18 protein-coding genes are annotated in these 19974 nt (G+C 72.5%); 8 read left to right on the top strand and 10 right to left on the bottom strand.

The window, feature by feature from the left end; genetic code table 11:
* The first annotated feature begins 230 nt into the window (after positions 1-230).
* The 4 genes from EMA09_RS07010 (at position 231) to EMA09_RS06995 (ending at position 6249) form a co-directional block, all read left to right on the top strand.
* Positions 231-1223, top strand: coding sequence for an RNA polymerase sigma factor (locus tag EMA09_RS07010; protein ID WP_240796276.1), 993 nt, complete (start codon positions 231-233; stop codon positions 1221-1223).
* Positions 1224-1409: 186 nt separating this feature from the next.
* A complete protein-coding gene (locus tag EMA09_RS07005) occupies positions 1410-3110 on the top strand; it encodes an ABC transporter substrate-binding protein (RefSeq protein ID WP_129839917.1) in 1701 nt (566 codons plus the stop codon).
* A 115-nt stretch (positions 3111-3225) separates the two neighbouring features.
* Positions 3226-4053 carry a pentapeptide repeat-containing protein gene (locus EMA09_RS07000; protein WP_129839915.1) on the top strand — a complete coding sequence of 276 codons (828 nt, stop codon included), beginning with the start codon at positions 3226-3228 and terminating at the stop codon, positions 4051-4053.
* A 90-nt stretch (positions 4054-4143) separates the two neighbouring features.
* Positions 4144-6249: a bifunctional serine/threonine-protein kinase/ABC transporter substrate-binding protein gene (locus EMA09_RS06995; protein ID WP_240796275.1), complete on the top strand. Its 2106-nt coding sequence runs from the start codon at positions 4144-4146 to the stop codon at positions 6247-6249.
* Positions 6250-6261: 12 nt separating this feature from the next.
* Here the strand turns inward: EMA09_RS06995 and EMA09_RS06990 are convergent, their stop codons facing one another.
* Positions 6262-6804 carry an AAA family ATPase gene (locus EMA09_RS06990; protein WP_129839911.1) on the bottom strand — a complete coding sequence of 181 codons (543 nt, stop codon included), beginning with the start codon at positions 6802-6804 and terminating at the stop codon, positions 6262-6264.
* 9 nt (positions 6805-6813) lie between these two features.
* Complete coding sequence (locus EMA09_RS06985) at positions 6814-7602, bottom strand: helix-turn-helix transcriptional regulator (RefSeq protein ID WP_129839909.1); 789 nt, start codon at positions 7600-7602, stop codon at positions 6814-6816.
* Positions 7603-7696: 94 nt separating this feature from the next.
* On the opposite strand from EMA09_RS06985, the gene EMA09_RS06980 reads away from it, so the two are divergent.
* Both EMA09_RS06980 and EMA09_RS06975 read left to right on the top strand, forming a co-directional pair.
* Entirely contained in the window at positions 7697-8506 is an 810-nt protein-coding gene (locus EMA09_RS06980) for a sulfite exporter TauE/SafE family protein (RefSeq protein WP_240796274.1), read from the top strand.
* Positions 8507-8530: 24 nt separating this feature from the next.
* Positions 8531-9139 (top strand): DinB family protein, encoded by a 609-nt coding sequence (locus tag EMA09_RS06975; protein ID WP_129839905.1) that lies wholly within the window; start codon positions 8531-8533, stop codon positions 9137-9139.
* On the opposite strand, the gene EMA09_RS06970 is transcribed toward EMA09_RS06975, so the two are convergent.
* From EMA09_RS06970 to EMA09_RS06960, 3 genes are all read right to left on the bottom strand, one after another.
* The gene (locus EMA09_RS06970) at positions 9055-9999 is read right to left on the bottom strand and encodes a C45 family peptidase (protein ID WP_129839903.1); all 945 of its coding nucleotides are present in this window, start codon (positions 9997-9999) and stop codon (positions 9055-9057) included. The genes EMA09_RS06975 and EMA09_RS06970 overlap by 85 nt on opposite strands.
* Before the next feature lie 97 nt (positions 10000-10096).
* On the bottom strand, positions 10097-10645 hold the full coding sequence (locus EMA09_RS06965; RefSeq protein WP_129839901.1) for a flavoprotein: 549 nt from the start codon (positions 10643-10645) through the stop codon (positions 10097-10099).
* A 55-nt stretch (positions 10646-10700) separates the two neighbouring features.
* Complete coding sequence (locus EMA09_RS06960; protein ID WP_129843884.1) at positions 10701-11234, bottom strand: flavoprotein; 534 nt, start codon at positions 11232-11234, stop codon at positions 10701-10703.
* 121 nt (positions 11235-11355) lie between these two features.
* Between EMA09_RS06960 and EMA09_RS06955 the strand changes: the two genes are divergently transcribed.
* A complete protein-coding gene (locus tag EMA09_RS06955; protein ID WP_129839899.1) occupies positions 11356-12540 on the top strand; it encodes a helix-turn-helix transcriptional regulator in 1185 nt (394 codons plus the stop codon).
* A 244-nt stretch (positions 12541-12784) separates the two neighbouring features.
* On the top strand, positions 12785-13537 hold the full coding sequence (locus tag EMA09_RS06950) for a hypothetical protein (protein ID WP_129839897.1): 753 nt from the start codon (positions 12785-12787) through the stop codon (positions 13535-13537).
* Positions 13538-13803: 266 nt separating this feature from the next.
* On the opposite strand, the gene EMA09_RS06945 is transcribed toward EMA09_RS06950, so the two are convergent.
* The 5 genes from EMA09_RS06945 to EMA09_RS06920 form a co-directional block, all read right to left on the bottom strand.
* A complete protein-coding gene (locus tag EMA09_RS06945) occupies positions 13804-14430 on the bottom strand; it encodes a DUF6000 family protein (RefSeq protein ID WP_129839895.1) in 627 nt (208 codons plus the stop codon).
* Between the two features lie 611 nt (positions 14431-15041).
* Entirely contained in the window at positions 15042-16160 is a 1119-nt protein-coding gene (locus EMA09_RS06935; RefSeq protein ID WP_129839893.1) for a class I SAM-dependent methyltransferase, read from the bottom strand.
* Between the two features lie 287 nt (positions 16161-16447).
* Complete coding sequence (locus EMA09_RS06930; protein WP_129839891.1) at positions 16448-17872, bottom strand: FGGY-family carbohydrate kinase; 1425 nt, start codon at positions 17870-17872, stop codon at positions 16448-16450.
* Between the two features lie 133 nt (positions 17873-18005).
* Complete coding sequence (locus EMA09_RS06925) at positions 18006-19226, bottom strand: cation:proton antiporter (protein WP_129839889.1); 1221 nt, start codon at positions 19224-19226, stop codon at positions 18006-18008.
* Between the two features lie 97 nt (positions 19227-19323).
* Positions 19324-19803 carry a TrkA C-terminal domain-containing protein gene (locus EMA09_RS06920; RefSeq protein WP_129839887.1) on the bottom strand — a complete coding sequence of 160 codons (480 nt, stop codon included), beginning with the start codon at positions 19801-19803 and terminating at the stop codon, positions 19324-19326.
* Positions 19804-19974 lie beyond the last annotated feature (171 nt).

The following is a 19974-nucleotide window of genomic DNA, read 5'->3' as shown; positions in this document are numbered from 1 at the left end:
TGGGCGCAGTGTGTCGTACCCCACACTGAGAGCGGTGCCGGCCGTTCCTCGTCCGCCGGCCCGCCGGTGTCCCCGCCGACGCCGCGCCTTCTCCGACCGCGTTCGCCCGCCCCCCTCCTTTTCCCGCCCGCGCACGCCGCCCGCGCCGCACACCGCCCGCCGGGCGGTGGCCGCCGCACCGCTTCGAGCCCCGCTGTTCCCGCTGCCCGCGTTCACCGGAGGTCCGTTCCGTGCAGTCCCTCACGCTCACCCCGCAGCTCCCGGACACCGCCGCCCGGCGGTCCGACGGCACCCCCGGCGCGGGTGACCTGTTCCGGCAGTACCTGCGGGAGATCGGTCGGATCCCGCTGCTCGGCGCGGCGGAGGAGGTCGAGCTCGCGCGTCGCGTGGAGGCCGGGCTGTTCGCGGAGGAGAGGCTGCTCGCCGGGAACGACCCCGCGACCGGCGCCCCGATCGACGACCGGCTCGCCCTGGACCTCGACCGGCTCGTGGTCCGCGGCCGGCTCGCGAAACGGCAGCTCATCGAGGCGAACCTGCGGCTGGTCGTCTCGGTGGCGAAACGGTACATCGGGCGCGGCCTCACGATGCTCGACCTGGTGCAGGAGGGCAACCTCGGGCTGATCCGCGCCGTCGAGAAGTTCGACTACACGCGGGGCTTCAAGTTCTCGACGTACGCGACGTGGTGGATACGGCAGGCCATGTCGCGCGCCATCGCCGACCAGGCCCGCACCATCCGGGTGCCCGTCCACGTCGTGGAGCTGATCAATCGCGTCATCCGCGTGCAGCGCCACCTGCTGCAGGAGCGCGGCCAGGAGCCGACCGCCGACGAGGTGGCCGTCCTCCTCGGGCTCACGCCCGCGCGCGTCGGGGAGATCCTGCGCCTGGCCCAGGACCCGGTGTCGCTGCAGGCGCCCATCGGCGACGAGGACGACGTGAACCTCGGCGACCTCATCGAGGACGCCGACATGCCATCGCCCGCCGAGAGCGCGGCGTTCCTGCTGCTGCGGGAGCAGTTGGAGGCGGTGCTGTCCACCCTGGGGGACCGGGAGCGGCGGGTCGTGGAGCTGCGGTACGGGCTGGTGGACGGGCGGCCGCGGACCCTGGAGGAGATCGGCCGCCTCTTCGGCGTGACCCGTGAACGCGTCCGGCAGATCGAACACAAGACGCTGTCGAAGCTGCGGGACCACACCTACGCGGGGCAGTTGCGCGGCTATCTGGATTGACCCGGCTTGCCCCTTTCGCTGATCACTCAGCGTGCTCAACTGTCGTTCTCTGGTGGCCGTTGTCCGGTTGTGACGTTGCAACGGGTTGTTTCTGTTGAAACATGCCTGAACAATCGCGTTCCTGAGTGGTTTCGCGCGTGTGACTTATTGGGGTCGCCCGGGGCGGAAGCTGAGAGGAAAAGCGCTATGTCAGTGCACGGAAGATGGCGGCGGCTGCGTGTGTCCGCCGCGGCGGCCCTGGCGGTCGGGCTGCTGGCCGCGGGGTGTGGCGGCGGGTCGGACAGCGGCGGCGGGAGCGGCGCCTCGGGCGACGCGGACACGCTGGTCGTGTTCACCGGCCAGGCCGGTGACTACCAGCGGAACTTCAACCCGTACTCCCCGACCAAGATCGAGGGTCCGGGCTCCATCTTCGAGCCGCTGTTCTTCTACAACATCGCGGCGAAGACCGACCCGGTGCCCCGGCTGGCCACCGAGTACTCGTTCAACGAGGACGGCACCGAGCTGTCCATCACCCTGCGCGAGGGCGTGACCTGGTCGGACGGCGAGGACTTCACCGCCGACGACGTCAAGTTCACGTTCGACATGCTGCTGGAGAACGAGGCGCTCAACACCTTCGGCTTCAACGGCGAGACCGAGGTCGTCGACCCGACGCACGTCAAGGTCACCTTCCCCGAGGCGTGGTTCCTGGACGGCGCGCAGCTCCTGAGCAAGGTGTGGATCGTCCCCGAGCACATCTGGTCGCAGATCGAGGACCCGGCGTCCGACACGATCGCCGAGCCGGTCGGCACCGGCCCGTACACGGTCGAGGACTTCAAGCCGCAGGCGTTCACCCTGGCCGCCAACGCGTCCTACTGGGACGGCGAGCCGGCCGTGCAGAACGTCCGCTACGTCGCCCTGTCCGGCAACCAGGCGGGTGCCGACGCGCTGGCCGCGAAGCAGATCGACTGGCAGACCGGCCCCGTCCCGAACATGGACAACGTGCCCGAGGCGTACCCGGGTTACGACGCCATCACCATCCCCATGAACCAGATGGTGCTGACGAGCTGCGCCAACACCGAGCTGGGCTGCGAGGGACCGCAGACCGACCCGGCCGTGCGCCAGGCGATCTACTACGCGATGAACCGCGACCAGCTCAACTCCCTCGCGTTCCAGGAGACCGCGAGCGACGTCTCCCCGAGCTTCGCGCTGCCCGAGCGTGACGCGGCCTACATCTCCGACGACCTGGAGAACCCGGTCGCGCCGAACGAGCCGGACGCCGACCGCGCCAACGAGATCCTCACGGACGCCGGCTACGAGATGGGCTCGGACGGCCTGTACGAGAAGGACGGCGAGAAGCTGTCCATCACCGTGCGCGTCGTCACCGGCTGGACCGACTACATCACGGCCGTCAACACCATGGCGGAGCAGCTGAAGGAAGCCGGCATCGAGCTGATCGTCCAGCAGGCCTCGTGGAACGAGACCATGGACGCCCGTGGCCGCGGCGACTTCCAGCTCCTCATCGACTCGCTGACCCCCGGCTCGACGCCCGACCCGTACTGGATCTACCAGAACTTCTTCGGCAGCGCGAACACGGCTCCGGTCGGCGAGACCGCCAACCCGAACTTCAGCCGCTACACCAACGACACGGTGGACGACGCGATCGACGCGATAGCGCAGATCAACCCGGAGGACACCGAGGCGCGGCTGCCGTACTACGAGACGATCCAGGCCGAGATCGAGCGGGACATGCCGTACATCCCGATCCTGACCGGCGGCACGACCTCGGAGTACCACAGCGACAAGTTCGAGGGCTGGCCCACGGAGGACAACCTGTACGCCTTCCCGGCGGTCTGGAGCAGCCCCGACCAGTCCCAGATCTACATGAACCTGAAGCCGGCCGGCGAGTAACCCCGGCGGTCTCACCCCCCTTCGCCTCCCCGGCGCGCCCCCTGCGCGCCGGGGAGGCTCCGTCTTGGGGGGACAATGGGGGGAGTCCCCGACGTCCACCCGGAGGTTCCCGCCCGTGTCCCCGCACACGCCGGCCGCCGCGGCGCACGGCACGGCCCTGCGCGCCGACTGCGCGAACTGCTTCGGCCTGTGCTGTGTCGCGCTGCCGTTCACCGCGTCCGCCGACTTCCCCGTCAGCAAGAACGCGGGCCGGCCGTGCACCAACCTCCGCGACGACTCCCGCTGCGGCATCCACGCCCGGCTCCGCGACGAGGGCTGGACCGGCTGCACGGTCTACGACTGCCACGGCGCCGGGCAGCGCGTGTCGCAGGTGACGTTCGGCGGCCTCGACTGGCGCGGCGACCCGGACCGCGCGCGGGGGATGTTCGCCGTCTTCCCGGTGATGCGCCACCTGCACGAACTCCTCCTGTACCTCACCGAGGCCCTGTCCCTCCAGGCCGCCCGCCCGCTGCGCGGCGCCCTGCGCTCCGCCCGCGACATGGTCGAGCGGCACGCATCGGGCGACCCGGCGGCCGTGGCAGCCGTCGACGTCCGGGCCGTCCGCGACGAGGTGAACGCCCTCCTGCTGCGCGTGAGCGACCTGGCCCGCGCCCGGGTGCCGGGCCGCCGCCGCGACCACCGCGGCGCCGACCTGATGGGCGCCCGCCTCCGGGGCGCCGACCTGCGCGGCGCGAGCCTCCGCGGCGCGCTGCTCATCGCGGCCGACCTGCGGAAGGCGGACCTGCGCGGCGCCGACCTGATCGGCGCCGACCTGCGGGACGCGGACCTGCGCGGCGCGGACCTCACGGACGCGCTGTTCGTGACCCGCCCCCAGCTCAGCGCGGCGCGCGGCGACGGCACGACGCGCCTTCCGCACCACCTGGAGCGCCCGTCCCACTGGTGACCCGCCACGGGCTGTCGCGGTGACGGCCCGGCTCGTACGATGACCACCACTCCAGCGCGGGGCTGGCCACGGTGGGCGGGGGGGGCGTTCGTGTCGGGTTCCGGGGACCGGATCGGGCCGCTGCGGCCGCAGGACCCCACCGAGATCGCGGGGTTCCGGCTGCGCGGGCGGCTCGGCACCGGCGGCATGGGCACCGTGTACCTGGCCGAGTCCGGCGGCGGGCGGCTCGTGGCGCTGAAGGTCGTGCACGCCCAGCTCGGCGAGGACCCCGTGTTCCGGCGGCGGTTCGAGCACGAGATCAGGGCGGCCGGCAGCGTGCGGGGCCGTTACGTCGTGCCGGTCCTCGGCAGCGACACCGAGGGGCCGGTGCCGTGGCTCGCCACCGCGTACGTACCGGGCCCGTCCCTCTCCGCCGCGGTGAACGCGCGCGGGCCGCTCCCGCCCGCCGCCGTCGTACGGCTGATCGCGGGCATGGCCCACGCCCTCGACGCCATGCACGCGGGCGGGGTGATCCACCGCGACCTGAAGCCGGGCAACGTGATGCTCGCCGACGACGGCCCGGCCGTCATCGACTTCGGCATCGCCCGCGCCGCCGACGCCACCGCCCTGACCAGCACCGGCGTCCGGGTCGGCACACCCGCGTTCATGGCGCCCGAGCAGATCGAGGGCGGCGCGCCGGTCACGGCGGCCGTGGACGTGTTCGCGCTCGGCCTGACGGCCCACTTCGCCGCCACGGGCGCGCACCCGTACGGCGAGGGCGCCACGTCCGCGCTGCTCTACCGCATCGTCAACGGGCGGCCCGACCTGTCCGCCTGCCCGCCCGCGCTGCGCGGGCTGATCGGGGACTGCCTGGCCAAGGACCCGGCGGCCCGCCCGACGCCCGCCCGCATCGCCGAGGCGTGCCGGGGGATCGGCGCGGCGCTCGGCGTCGGCGACCCGCTGCCGGGACCCGGCTGGCTGACCGACGTGTCCCGGGCGCCCACCGTTCCGGGGACGTCCCCCGGGCTGCCGCCGCATGTCCCGCCGCACATCATGTCCGCGCCGGACCCGGCGCCGCTGACGGCCCTGCGGCGGGACGGGACCCCCGGCACGGGCGGACGGCGGCGGGGGCGCGTCACCGGCTGGATCGTGGCGTCGTCGGTACTGCTCGTGGGGGCGATCGTCGCGGGCATCGCCCTGCTGCCCGACGGGGGAGGCGGGGGCGACGACGGCACGGGCACCGGCGGGACGGCCGACGGCGGCGCGACGATCGGCGTTCTCCTCGCGGACGACACGACGCGCACCTGGTCCGCCGACCGCGCGTACCTGGAGGAACGGATCGCCGTACTGTGCCCGGACTGCGCCGTCCGTACGTCCCACGCGGGCGGCGGGGCGGACGTCCAGCGGCAGCAGTTCGAGGAGCTGCTGGACGGGGGAGCGGACGCGATCGTGCTGGAGGCGGTCGATGTGTCCGCCACGTCCGAGTGGGTCGCGGACGCGAGGGCGCGCGACGTGCCGGTGGTGTCGTACGACAGGCCGGCCGGCGGCCCTGTCGCGGCCCACGTGGGCTACGACATGGAGCGGGTGGGCGAGGTGCAGGGCGAGGCGCTGCTCGACGCGCTGGGGGAGAGGGCGGACGGGGGCCGCGTCGTGATGATCAACGGCGCGCCCGCCGACCCGGCCGCCGAAGCCCTCGGCTCGGGCACGCGCGCCGCCCTCGACGGCACGGCGGATGTGGTGGACGAGCGGGGGGTCGACGGCTGGCAGCCGTCCGCGGCACGCGAGGCGATGTACACGGCGATCCAGGCCGTCGGCGTGGACGGTTTCGACGCGGTGTCCGTGGCGAACGAGGCGCTGGCGGCCGAGGTGATCCTGGCCCTGGAGGACGTGGGCGTCGACGTCCCGGTCGGCGGCCAGGACGCGGACGTCAACGCCCTGCAACGCCTCATCGACGGCCGCCAGACGTTCACGGTCTACAAGTCGCCGAAGCAGGAGGCGGAGACGGCGGCGGAGATCGCCGTCCGGCTGGCGCGCGACGAGGCCGTCGACGACCTGACACCGGACCGCCTGGACGACACCCCCGCCACTCTGCTCACCCCCGTCGCCGTGACGGCCGGGACGATCGCCGAAACGGTCGTGGCGGACGGCTACTTCACGACGTACGACATCTGCGTTCCACGCCTGACCGAGGCATGCGCGGACGTGGGCCTGACCTGAACCGCCGGCCCCTCAACGCACGGCCGCGAGGGCAGCGGCCAGCGCCGGGACATCGACCGGCCCGGTGGTGTCCACGCGGTGCACCGTCCCGAACCCGAGCGGTTCGGCGTTCCGCGACCACAGCTCCCAGTCCCCGCCGTAGCCCCCGGGGCGCTCGGCGTGCACGCCGTGCCGTCCTGCCATGCGCCGGGCGAACCGGCGGCGGGCCACCTCAAGCGGCACGTCGCACCAGACCTCGTGCGGTTCGGCGACTCCGGCGCGTTCGAGGCCGGCCCTCACGATCGGCCGCAGATGGGCCGGCCACGGACTCTCCACGACGGCCTCGCCCCGCGCGTCGCCGAGCAGCGTCCACAGGGTCTCCCCGGCGGCGATGCCCAGGCCCCGGCTCCACTCGCGATCAGGACACCCCGGCGCCCGGAGACCCGCGAGGGCGTCCGCCAGGGTCTCCTTGACCGCGTCCTTGCTGAAGAGCGGCAGGCCGAGCTCGGCCGCCAAGGCCCGCGCGAGTGTCGTCTTGCCCGCGCCGGGAAGCCCGTTGACCAGCACCGTGACCATCCGGTCACTCTAACGGCCCGCGGCTCCCGCCGGTGGGGTTCCGCGACAGGCGCTCGGCGGGCGGCCGAGCAGGGCGCGGAAGGCGGTGGTGAACGCGGCGGGGCTGTCGTAGCCGAGATCGGTCGCGATCCGGGTGACCGGCACGCCCGCGGCCAGGTGCCGCAGGGAGTGCACGATGCAGGCGCGCTGCCGCCACTGGGCGAAGCTCAGGCCGGTGGTGCCGCGGAAGAGACGGCCGAGGGTGCGTTCGCTGACGTTCAGGGCCGCGGCCCAGCGGGCGGGCGGATCGTGGATGTCGGGGGCGCGCAGGAAGGCGTCGCACAGCCGCCGCAGCCGGGGGTCGGCGGGCAGCGGGATGTCGAGGGGCAGCGGCGCCAGGTCGGCGAGTTCGTGCAGCAGCAGTTCGATCAGGGCGGCGTCGCGGCCGTGTTCGGCATAGCGCGGCTCCATGTCGACGGCCTCCAGGAGGAGTTCGCGCAGCAGCGGCGACACCTCGACGACGCGGCAGCGGCCGGGGAACCACGGCACGGCCGCGGGCTCGATGTACAGGCTGCGGGTGCTGACGTCGAGCATGGTGACCTGGTGCCGCGTGCGGGCCGGGATCAGCACCGCGCGGTCGGTGGGCACCGTCCACGTGCCCTCCGCCGTCGCCACCTCCATGACGCCCGTCGCGGCGTGGAGGACCTGGGCGCGGCGGTGTTCGTGGCGGGGCAGCAGGTGGCCCGGCGGGTAGTCGGTGCCGATGGCCAGGACGGCACGGTCGAGGGCGTCGACCTCGTCGACGTGGACATTGCGCACACGGCCAGGCTATCCCCCGTGGCGTCGGCTACGCGTAAACCGCTGGCGTTCATTCGATTGCCCGCCAGACGGGCGCGTCCGTAGCGTCGGCGCAGTGCTGACCCCCTACCTCGTCCTGTTCCTGTTCGGCTGCCTGACCGGCGTCACCACGGTGCTCTTCGGCTTCGGCGGCGGCTTCGTCACCGTCCCCGTCGTCTACGGCCTGTGGAGCGTCACCGCGGACTCAGGCACCGAGGCGATGCACGTGGCGGTGGCGACGTCGACGGCGGTCATGGTCGTCAACTCGCTCTTCGCGACGCTGACCCAGTGGCGGCAGGGCCGGCTGCGCCGGGAGTACCTCTGGCCGCTGGCGGCGTTCGTGACGGCCGGCGCGGCGGCCGGATCGTTCGCGGCGACCCGGATCGGCGACACGGCGCTGCGGGTGCTGTTCGCCGCGTACCTGCTGGTGACGATCGCCGACAGCCTGCTGCGCAGGGGATTCCTGTCCGTAGCGCAGGCACGGACGCCACGCCCGTTGAGCCGGCCGGCCAGGACGCTGGGCGGGGTCGGCATCGGCGCGGTCGCGGCCTGCCTGGGCGTGGGCGGCAGCGTCATGACCGTGCCGCTCCTGCGCCGCCGGGGCCTGCCGATGGCGGAGGCGACGGCGATGGCGAACCCGCTCAGCGTCCCCGTCGCCGTCGTCGGCACCACCGTCTACGCCCTGGCGGCGCCCACCCTCCACGCTCAGGGCGGACGGCTCGGCTACGTGGACCTGCTGGCCTGCGCGGCACTGCTCAGCGGCTCACTGCCCACCATCGCCCTCACCCGCCGCATCACACCCCGCATCCCGGACCGGGCGCATTCCCTCGCCTACATCGCCCTGCTGGCGACCGTCCTGCTCGCCCTGCTGGCGACAGGAACGTGATTCCGCTGTCGGTAGTGTGCGGAAATGACAAGAAGCGAACGACTCGCGGACCAGTTGGACCGGCACTGGCAGAAGAATGTCCGGCCACGGCTGCACGGTCTTTCCGACGAGGAGTACTTCTGGGAGCCGGTGCGCGGCTGCTGGAGCATCCGCCCGCGTGGCACGTCGGCCGAGCCGACGCCGGCGGGGTCGGGGGACTGGACGATGGACTTCGCGTCCCCCGACCCGGTGCCGGCGCCGGTGACCACGATCGCCTGGCGGCTGGCGCACCTCATCGTCTCCTGCCTGGGCTACCGGGTCGGATGGCACTTCGGCGGCCGGGACATCGACTTCGGGACGTTCGCCTACGCGGGGACCGCTGGCGGGGCGCTGGAACAGCTCGACGAGATGTACGGGAGATGGAACGAGGGGGTGCGCGGACTCTCGGACACCGACCTGGAGAATCCGCCCGCGGCGGGTCCCGAGCGGTTCCCCATGGAGGGCATCGTCCTGCACGTCAACAGGGAACTGATCCACCACGGCGCCGAGATCTGCCTGCTGCGCGACCTCTACCGCTGGCGGGACGCGGCCACGGTGCGGGATCCGGGCGTGAAGCCGCCGAAGGACTGGGCCCAGGGTTCGCCGGGCCAGTAGTACGTCACGCGGCCCTCGGCGGGGAGGTAGTGGGCTGTGTAGAGCGTGCCCGACTCCTCGTCGTCGCCGGACCGGTACAGCGGCGGCTTCAGCATCGCCGCGACGTCCGCGCCAGCGGCACGTATGGCGCGCAGCCGCTCCTGCGTCCGGGAGGCCCGTTCCTGCTCGTCGGTCACCGGGAGGTGCTGGTGATTGGCGGCGCAGGCGTCCGGCGCGATCGTCGGCGCCATGTCCGGCCCCACATACACCGTCACCGCCTTCGTGGCATCGACGAGGGTGAGGTTCTGCGGGACGGCGATCGGCAGGGACCGCAGCCTGGCGACCGCCTCATCGACGGTGTCGCACGTCTCCAGCAGGTAGCGCGTCACGATGAGGATGGCGAAGCCGTGTCCGTGGACGGAACGTCCGCCGTAGGTGAGCGAGACGGCGAGCCCTGCGTCGTTCATCCCGTCCAGCAGGCCCCACAGCACGTCCTGCATCCCGATCACGGGGCGCAGGTAGCAGGAGGAGACGATGTTGCCTTCGCACTGATCGGGCGGGAAGTCGTAGTTGCGCAGCAGGGTGCCGTCCCTGCCGATCTGGGTGCAGGCCGGGGAGAACGGCCGCAGTGCCGCGTGGGTGAGGAGGGCTTCCGCTCCGGGGCGGTCGAGCTGGCCGGCCAGGCGGTCGAGGACCGGGACCAGTTCCGGCATGTGCGCGCGGAACAGCGTCCGGACGCGGTCCGCGCCCTCCGGGGTCCGGCCCTCCTCGGTCAGCAGGCCCTCCATCTCCGGCCACAGGGCGCGGGCGTAGGCGGCCCACCGCCCGTCGCCACCGTCGCCGACCTCGAACGCCCGGAAGGTCTTGTGCTGTTGCCGCACGGCTGCCGCTCCTCTGTGGGAATTGGATGAAGTGCGGACAACTTAGTGAAATTGGGGCTGATTCACCAGGCGTCGGCCATCGAGGCCGATCGACAGATCAGCTTTCGCGCATCTCCTCCACGGCGTCGAGGAGGAGGCGCCAGGGGTAGGACTCGGGGTGTCCCTGGCCCGGCGGGTTGGGCTCGAAGCCGTCGGGTGCGCCGTACAGGACGCGTACGCCCGCGCCGCGCAGCGTTTCGATGGACCGGCCGAACTGCGGGTGGGTGGCGTAGGCCGAGTTGACGCACGGCATGACGGCCAGCGGCCACCGTTTGCCGATCGCCTCGCACGCGTGGGCCGTCACCCACGCCGTGGTCAGGCCCAGGGCGATCGTGTTCACGGTGTTGAGGGTCGCCGGGGCGATCGCGGTCACCGTGGCGGGCGGCCACCCGTCGTCGGCCTCACCCGGCCGACGCGGTCCGACGTGCACGGGCCGGCCCGTCAGCGCCTCAAGGCCGGCCAGCCGCTCCGCCTCCCAATCGGCGGCCATCGGAGTCAGCCCGACACACACATCCCACCCACGCACCTGGGCCTCCCGCACGGCACGCTCCAGATACCGGACGGGAGGCGCCGCGGAGGCAAGCAGATACAACACCCGATCACTCATGCCCGAAGTCCACCACACGGAGCCCAGGTGGCCCGGGGATTCGGTACCGGCACCCTCAAGTCGCCGGTAGCGCCCGCAGAGCAGCGTGCCAAGGGAAGGCGGCCGCGTCCCCGTGCTTCGGTACGTGGGGAACGAAACCGCCCTCACCGAGCAGTACGGTCACGCCAGCGCCACGCAGGAGCGCGACACTGGCGTCCCAAGCGGGATGCCGCGCCTGCGCCCGGTTCAGATAGGGCAGGCTGACGACCGGGACGTCCAGGCCGATGGCCTCCGTGAGAAGTCCAAGCGCCAGGGTGTCTGCGACGCCCTGCGCCCACTTGTTCATGGTGTTGAACGTCGTCGGGGCGGCCAGCACGGCATCAGCCGGTGGCCAACCCCGTTCCGTGCCGGGCAGACGGTACTCGACCCTGACTGGATGACCGGTCAGTGACTCCAACTCCACGAGTTCGGACTCAACCCACCGTGCGGCTGACGGAGTGAGACAAAGACACACGTCCCACCCGGCATCCATCGATAGCTGGGCAGCCGTACGCACCTGTTCCACTGGTGGGGCGGCACAGCCGATCAGGTACAGGACTCGAGAGGTCATTCCGGCAGTCCACAGCGAACCGCCGGCCTGCGCAATTGTCCGCTGCCATCCGTTCCGTTCGTCCCGCCTGGGAACCGGGGTACCGTCCAGGTGACAGCCAAGGGCGGTAACGGAGTTCAGCATGTCATCACCCACCGACGAACACGCCGGAGCCCGTATCAAGCGGATCCGCAAGGCGCGGCGTCTCACTCAGCGCGAGCTGGCCGCGAGGGCGCCCGTTTCCTACAGCACCATCACCAAGATCGAGCAGGGTGCGCTGCCCGCCAGCCCGGCCGTGCTGGGGGCCATCGCGCGGGCTCTGTCCGTGCCCGTCTCAGATCTCACGGGCCAGCCCTATCTGCACGACCTGCGTCGGGACCGCCTCGATCAGCTGATCCAGCCGATCCGTGCCGCCCTCGACGTGTATGACCTCGGCGACGACCCCGAGGTCACTCCCCGGACGGGCGCGGACCTGGCGGTGCACGCGGACACTCTCTGTGCTCTTGTGCGCGCGACCCGGCTCCAGCAGGTCGCGTCCGAACTGCCCGGACTCATTGTCGAGGCCACCGCCGCCGCGTACCGCGCTCCCTCGTCGGAGGCGTGGTCCACGCTGGCCAGTACGTACCGAACGGCCTACGACGTCACGACGAAGCTCGGGTATACGGACCTCTGCACGGTGGCGCTGGATCGTATGGAGTGGGCGGCGCAGCGGGCGTCCTCGCCGGTGCTCAGCGCGATGCGGCAGTACATGCGGTCTCTGGTGTACCTGCGATCTGCCGAGTACCGAACAGGTCAGAGGTTGGTATCCGCCGGGCTGGCGACGCTTCAGCAGGCCGATGCCGGGCGTGAACGCGATGTGGCTACGGGCCAGTTGCACCTAGGGGCGGCCGTGCTGCGCGCTCGGGCCAGGGATGGTGGGGCTGCCGAGGGACACATTGCCGAGGCGGCCCGGATCGCTGCGGTGACGGGCCGCGCCGAGCGGGTGCACTGGATGGCGTTCGGGCCGACGAACGTCGAAGTCCACCGGGTGGCGACACTGGCCGAACGCGACCTCTGCGACGATGCGGTGCGGGCTGCCGGGCAGTTCACCATCCCCGACGACTGGCCGGCGTCGCGGACGGCGCACCATCACGCCGAGGTGGCCCGGGCGCAACTGTGGTGCGGACAGCTCGACGGAGCTTTCGCGTCGCTCCGCGCGGCGCGAGCCGCTGGCGCACAGCAGACGAAGTACCACCCCCTGATCCGGGAGACCTACGCCGGGCTGGCGGCGGCCCGGCGCCAGCTCCCCGAATCTTTCGGGGCTTTCGGGGCGTGGCTCGGCGTCTAGCACATCTCGCGCTGGACGACGCCCTGATTGCCAGTGACGGGCTATCAGTCATCACTGATAGTTGGAGTGTGATTACGGGCGTTGTATGTGACAGTCGCCCCTACTGTCATATGGAGCCGCCTGTGAGGACACAGCAGTCGCCCGTCCCAGCCGCGAGGCGGGACGGCATTTCCGAAACCGTTCGGCCGGAACGGCCGCCGGGCCACCCGACCCACGCCAACGCGGGCGAGGCGGGAGCGGTGTCATGACCCTGAACCCCTACTGCGGCGGTTGTGGTGCGGCTGGTCCGGCGTTGACGGTGATTTCGTTGGTGCAGGCGGAGTCGGCGGCGGGGTGGGCGCAGCATGCGTGTCGGCCTTGTTTGCTCGCCTGTCGTCTGATTCCGGTGGTGCATCATCCGGTGTCGAGTTGGGGTGAGCCGCATCAGTGGCCGGAGGAGGTGCCGGACGTTCTGGTGGAGCGGTTGGCCGATCTGGCTCCGGGTGTGGCGCTTCAGCCGGTCGTGACGCGGCTGTTCGTCGCGGTGCGTGCGAAGGCCGTGCACGGGATCACGGCGGCGGTGGACGCGTTGCGGGCTGCTGTGGATGCGGCTCCGGGGCCGTTGTGTATGTACTGCGAGACCACCACCGGGCCATTGACGACCGTGGCGGCGGGGGAGGCGACGGCCGGTCCCGGGCGCGGGTTCCAGGCGTGCCACTCGTGTCTGGTGGAGCAGCGGCTTGTTCCGTTCCTCGCGCACCCGAGCAGCAGCCGTGGTGACCTGCACTACTGGCCCGACATCGTTCCCACCGACCTCGTGAGGCGGCTCGCCGATCTGGACGAGGACCAGTTGGCCGACGTCCAGCCCGCCATGGACCGGCTGTGGCCCGCCGCCACTCTGGCCGCCGCCCGCACCACCCGGGACCTGGAACGCGACGCGGCCCGTGCTATCGCCGCCGATGCCGTGGACGTTCTGCGCACCGCCGTCCGCGACATCGTCACCGAGACCGACCGGTGACCGCAGCCTGGATCACCCTCGGCCTGGCCGGTGCAGGACTCGCCGCCTGGGCCGGGCTGTTCGTCCACATCGCCCGGACCGTCGCCCGAGCACTCGACCACGACACCACCCCCTGAACCGGCGGCGCCCCCGCGCTGGCCATGAGCCGGAGGCGCCGCCACCCACGCGTCACGAGGTGCGCGGGAGGGCGGACGGAAATCGCTGTCCCAGCCCCGGTACCCGGATGTCTCCGGGGTTCGCCCAGCGTCACCCAGCCGAGGAGGGCGTCATCGTTTCCTGCTTGCGCAGTGCCCGGCGCTCTCGTCGGCGCAGGCGCAGAGCCGACTCATGAACTCGCGGTAGGTGTCCGGGGCATCGTGGTGCGTCTTGCGGGGCGGGCCGTCGATCCACTGGTCCCACAGGCCGCCCGGGGAGACGAACGGGGCTGCTCGATCGGTACCGAGTTTGGCGTCCAGGTGCAGGAGCGCGCCGATGGCGGCCGTCTGGTCGTAGAAGAGGTCGGGGCGCCGCAGGTAGTGGTCGAGGTACGCGGCCAGCAGGTCGGCGTCGGCGGGGGTACCGAACGCAGCGAGGGCGACGCAGTACGCCTGACCCGCGTAGGGTCCGCCGCTGGCGAGGAGGAGTTCGCCGAGACGTTCACGGAACTCGGTCCTGCCGGAGACAGCGACGAGCCAGGCCGCCGTTCTGCGTTCGCGCCAACCGCCTTCGAACAGGACGGTCAACTCCCGGGCCGTGATGCCGCCGGCGGCCTCACCGACCCTCCGCAGGAACTCGACGCGCCGGTCCTCGGCCATGCCCAGGAGCCCCCCACCGAGCTTGAGATACCGCCGGTCAGGCGTGACGAAGCGGCGAACCAGCCCAAGCAACTCGGGATCCTCACGGACATCACGCACAACCGCATCCTGGCCTGGACACCCCGATTCGGCCAACGCATTGAAACCACCCCCGCTTGCGCGGGGAGCACGCCGAACGAGCCGCGGTCGACATTGAGCCGCGCGGACCACCCCCGCCTGCGCGGGGAGCACGCGACCGGCGTCGCCATCCCGGCCGAGACGAGCGGACCACCCCCGCTCGCGCGGGGAGCACTCACCGACCTTCATCGACTCGCAGTCGGCCAACGGACCACCCCCGCTCGCGCGGGGAGCACCCGCCGCCGGCCGCGCCGAGGTCGGCGATCACCGGACCACCCCCGCTCGCGCGGGGAGCACAGGACACCGTCAAGAGTTCCGACGGCAAAGCTCGGACCACCCCCGCCTGCGCGGGGAGCACGCGCGGCCAAGCAATGGTCGCCGGGGCGGCGTCGGACCACCCCCGCCTGCGCGGGGAGCACGGAACCCCACGGGAACCCTCCGGGGACCCCCCCGGACCACCCCCGCCTGCGCGGGGAGCACCCTTGGTGAGCTGGGGTGTTAGGGGGACTTTGCCGTTTCGTGATTCGGCGTCTGCTGCCGCACCCGCCCATGGTCGCAGAGGTTCCCGGCCGGTCTGGTCGGAGTTGTGGGATTCAGGGTGCCGACAGCCGCCACAGTGATGTGACTTCCGCTCCGCGTGCCGCGTGGAGGGGGTCCGTCGTATCCCGTGCGCGGCGGTGGTTCGGGTGTGTGTCCATGCGGTCCACCACGTGCAGGCCCGCCGCTGCGATCGCCTCCGTGACCTCGTCCTCCCGCCTGAGTCCCAGCCGTTCCGCCAGGTCCGACAGGATCAGCCAGCCCTCGCCGCCCGGTTCCAGGTGGGCGGCGAGGCCGGTCAGGAAGGCGCGCAGCATGCCGCTGTCCGCGTCGTACACGCCCCGTTCCAGAGCCGACGACGGACTGCCCGGCAACCACGGCGGGTTGCAGACCACCACGTCGGCACGGCCCTCCGGGTAGAGCGCCGGCCCGTCGGCCACCTGCACGCGGTTGCCCAGGCCGAGCCGCCGTACGTTGTCCCGCGCGCACGCCCGCGCCCGTGCGCTGATGTCGGTCGCCGTGACACGCCCGACGCCCCGGCGCGCCAGTACCGTCGCGAGCACACCGGTCCCCGTGCCCAGGTCGAACGCCGTACGGCGCCCCGGCAGCGGCGCCCGCGCCACCAGGTCCACGTACTCGCCCCTGACCGGCGAGAAAACCCCGTAGTGCGGATGGACGCGCGCCCCCAGCGCCGGTACCTCCACGCCCCTCACCCGCCACTGCCGCGCCCCGATGACGCCCAGGAGTTCGGTCAACGAGACCACCATCGGCCCGCGCCCCGGCCCGTACGCCTCCGCGCAGGCCGCGCGTACATCCGGCGCTCTGCGCAGATCCAGGGCGTACGCGGCGTCCAGCAGCACGACGAGCCTGCCCAGGACCCGCGCCCGCTGCCCGCGCGCCGCCCGGTGGGCGCGATACATGTCGAGGGCCGTCGCCCCCGGCCGTCGGGGCGCCGCCCTGTCGAGGCGGCGGCCCATGGCGCGCAGCAGGTGGCGCGCGTTGTGGTAATCACCCCGCCACAGCAGGGCCGTGCCCCCGGCAGCGAGGCGGTGGGCGGTGTCGGCCGGCATGCGGTCGTCCGCCACGACGACACGGGCGGGCGGCGGGGTCGCGTTCTCGGAGTGCCAGCGCGCGGAACGTGCGGTGCGGTCCTCGGTCCAGCGGATGGTGGACACGACGTACTCCTCGTGAATCTCGAACGTGCGGGGCACGAAGAGCGCTTCGACGAGGAGGTGCGGCAAACACCCGGAACCGGCCCGCGCGGCGTGGGCCGGACCGGTGGAGCGGAGGAAAGGGGAAGAGCTACCGCTCCCGCGTCGAGGCGCGGGAGGAGATGTCGCCGAGAACCATGCCGAGCGTCACGGGGTCAGCCCTTCCGAGAGGTGTCGCACGAGACTCGCACGGCACCGCCCCGGCGGGCAAACCGCCAAGTCGCCGTGTCGACACGGCGGTAGCGGCCGGCTCAGGCGCCGAACGCGCCCGGGTGCGTCTCGTCCCGCACGGCCGCGTACTGCTGCCGCACGGCCGTGCCCACGGGCAGTTCGTCCCCGGGGTCGAGCACGTCGCCAGGCGCGGACGGCCACGCCGGCGGTTCCTGCGGCGTCAGCGTCCCGTCCGCCACGCCCTGCGCCCACGCCGCCTGCCGTGCCGCGCCGATCGCGGTGTAGTCCGCCGGGTCCGGCACGATGACCTGCGCCCCGAGGATCGCCGGGGCCAGGGCCTTGACGGCCGGCAGTTCGGCGGCCGGACCCAGCAGGAACACGCGGTCGATCCGCACTCCCCGGTCACGCAGTACGCCCGCCGCGTCCGCCAGTCCGCACAGCATGCCCTCGAACGCGGCACGCGCCAGATGCTCCGGCTTCATGCTCTCCCGCCGCAGCCCGGACAGCGTGCCGGCGGTGTGCGGCAGGTCGGGGGTGCGTTCGCCGGCGAGGTAGGGGAGGAACACCAGCCCGTGCGCGCCCGGCGTCGACCGCAGCGCGAGGTCGGAGAGGGCCGCGAGGTCGATGCCGAGGAGTTCGGCCGTGCCGCGCAGGACGCGCGTCGCGTTGAGGGTGCGGACGGCCGGCAGGTGGCGGCCCGTGGCGTCGGCGAACGACGTGATGGTGCCCGTCGAGTCGGTCAGCGCCTCGTCGTGCACCGCGCACACCGACCCGGAGGCGCCGAGGGACACGACCGCGTCCCCCGGGCCGACGCCGAGGCCGAGGGCCGCCGCCATCGTCTCGCCCGTGCCGGCCGGGATGAGGAGGCCCTCGGGCGTACGGCCGGCGGCCTCCGCGTGGCCGATGACCTCGGGCAGCGTCACCGGGTGGCCGAGGGCCAGCTCGGCCAGCTCGTACCGCCACGACTCGGAGGCGGCCGACCAGTAACCGGTCGCCGAGGCGCAGCCCCGGTCCGTGGTGCGGCGCTCCGGCCGGCCCAGGAGCTGCCACACGAGCCAGTCCTGGGCCTGCAGGACGGACCGCACGCGCTTCGCGGACTCCGGCTCCTCGCGGGCGAGCCGCCGCAGCCATGTGACGGGGTGCTTGGACTGCGGGACGCAGCCGACGGCCTCCGCCCACGCGGCAGGCCCGCCCAGCGCCTCCACGAGACCGAGCGCCGCGCCGCGCGCCCGGTCCTCGCCCGCTTCCAGATCGGGGCCGACGGGCTGGCCGTCCGCGTCGAGCGGGACGACGCCGAGGGGCTGCGCGGTGACGCCGATCGCCGTGACGCCCTCCAGCATGCCGCCGTCCGCGGCCTCGCCGAGCGACAGCAGCCAGGAGCCGGGAACGCTGTCGGCGGCCGGATGCTCCGCCAGCCCCTGCCGGATCACCTGCCCCGTGTCCGTGTCGCAGACGACGATGCGGGTGTGGACGGACGAGCTGTCGAGGCCGGCGACTATTCCCATGAGGCAGATGATGCCTCATCCCCCTGGGCGATCCGGCCATACGGTCATATCAGTGATACGGCCCACTGCGCGGCGGCCGTGCACGGGCGTCCCGCACGCCCGCACCCCGCCGACCGCGCCCCGGGCGTCCGGCTCACACGCCGGACTCGGCACCCCGCGGCTCGCCGACGACCTGCGCCGCCTCCACCGGGCGGCGCGCCTCGCGCCACTCGGCGGCCTTCCGCGCCACCGGCTCCGTCCAGCGGGTCGCGAACGGGCCGACGATCACGAGGATCAGCACGTACGCGGTCGCCACCGGTGCCACACGCGGCTCCGTCGCGGACGCCAGGCCCGCTATCACGATGGAGAACTCGCCGCGCGCCACGAGCGCGCCGCCGGCCCGCCACCGCCCGCGCGTCCCGATACCGGCGCGCCGTGCCGCGTACCAGCCGGTCGCGATCTTCGTGCCCGCCGTGACGATGGCGAGCAGCAGCGCCGGGACGATGACCGGCGGGATGTCCGACGGGTTCGTCGAGAGGCCGAAGAAGACGAAGAACACGGCCGCGAACAGGTCCCGCAGCGGCATGAACAGGCGCCGCGTGGTGTGCGCGACCTCCCCGGACAGGGCGATGCCGACGAGGAACGCGCCGACCGCCGCCGACACCTGGAGGCGCTGCGCGACACCGGCGACCAGCAGCGTCAGACCGAGGACGACGAGCAGCAGCATCTCCGCGTTGTCGGAGGAGACGGCCTTGCTGATGAACCGGCCGTGCCGCAGCGCCACGAACAGCGCCACGCCGGCCGTGCCGAGCGCTATCGCGAGCGTCAGACTGCCGCTGGCCAGCCCCACGCCGGCCAGGACGGTGGACAGCACCGGCAGGTAGACGGCCATCGTCAGGTCCTCGATGACGAGGATGCCGAGGATGACGGGCGTCTCGCGGTTGCCGAGCCGCTTCATCTCGGTGAGGATCTTCGCGATCACGCCGGACGACGAGATGTACGTGACGCCGGCGAGGGCGAGCGCGCCCACCGGCCCCCAGCCGAGGAGCAGGCCCGCGACCGCGCCCGGGGTGGCGTTCAGGACGAGGTCCACGATGCCGGACGGGTACTGCGTCTTGAGGCTGTCCACCAGCTCGGTCGCGGTGTACTCGAGGCCGAGCATGAGCAGCAGGAGGATGACGCCGATCTCGGCGCCGACCTCGATGAAGTCCTCCGTCGTGGACAGGGGGACGAGCCCGCCGTGTCCGAAGGCGAGTCCTATCAGCAGATACAGCGGGATGGGGGAGAGACTGAGCCGTCCCGCCAGACGTCCGACGAGCCCGAGGCCCAGGACGACGGCTCCAAGTTCGATCAGCATGGTAGTTGTGTCGTGCACGATCACCGCACCCTTCGATAGTCGAGGTCATTGACACGGCTCCGTGCAGCGCTGACCGCCGGCGGGCCCGTCGCCGGGGCCGCCCGGTGAACGCGGGTCACGCTCCCGCGATGATGTCGGCCAGATCGTCCACACCCTCCCGGGTGCCGACGACCAGCAACATGTCACCTGCCTCCAAACGGAAGTCCGGCCCGGGGGAGGGGTGCGCGCCGGTCCTGCGCAGCACGGCAACGATCGAGACGCCCGTCCTGGTCCTGGCCTTGGTGTCCCCCATGGGACGGCCGCGGTAGGGCGAGTCGGGCTCGATCGGGATGCGTTCGGTGACCAGGTCGAGGCCCAGTTCGGCCACCGGTATCGCGGCCTCGGCGGCCTGGGGCGCCATCACGGAGGCGAGCCGCGCCGCCTCCTCGGCCTCCAGCGGGACGGTGCAGGCGCACGCGTCGGGGTCCTCGGGGTCGAAGAAGCTCAGGAAGCGCCGCCCGTCGTCATGGGCGACGACCGAGATGTGTCGCCCGTCCCGGGTGGCCACGTCGTACTGGGTGCCGACGCCCGGCAACGGGGTGCGTCGCGTCACCATATGATCTGCCTCCTCAACCGCGGTCCCCGCCACCCTAACCCGGGCCTCCGACACGGAGGTAGCTCTCCGTGTGCGGCGCGAGGGCGGCTCCCGCCGTCCGCCCCATTGTCGGGGACATGCTGTGCGCGGTGAACTCCCTCTGTTCACAGGCTTGTTGAAACGCCGCACGGG

The organism is Streptomyces sp. RFCAC02, from assembly GCF_004193175.1.
Lineage (GTDB): Bacteria > Actinomycetota > Actinomycetes > Streptomycetales > Streptomycetaceae > Streptomyces.
Note: the sequence above shows the minus strand (reverse complement) of the source record. Positions and strands in the feature narration are given on the sequence as shown.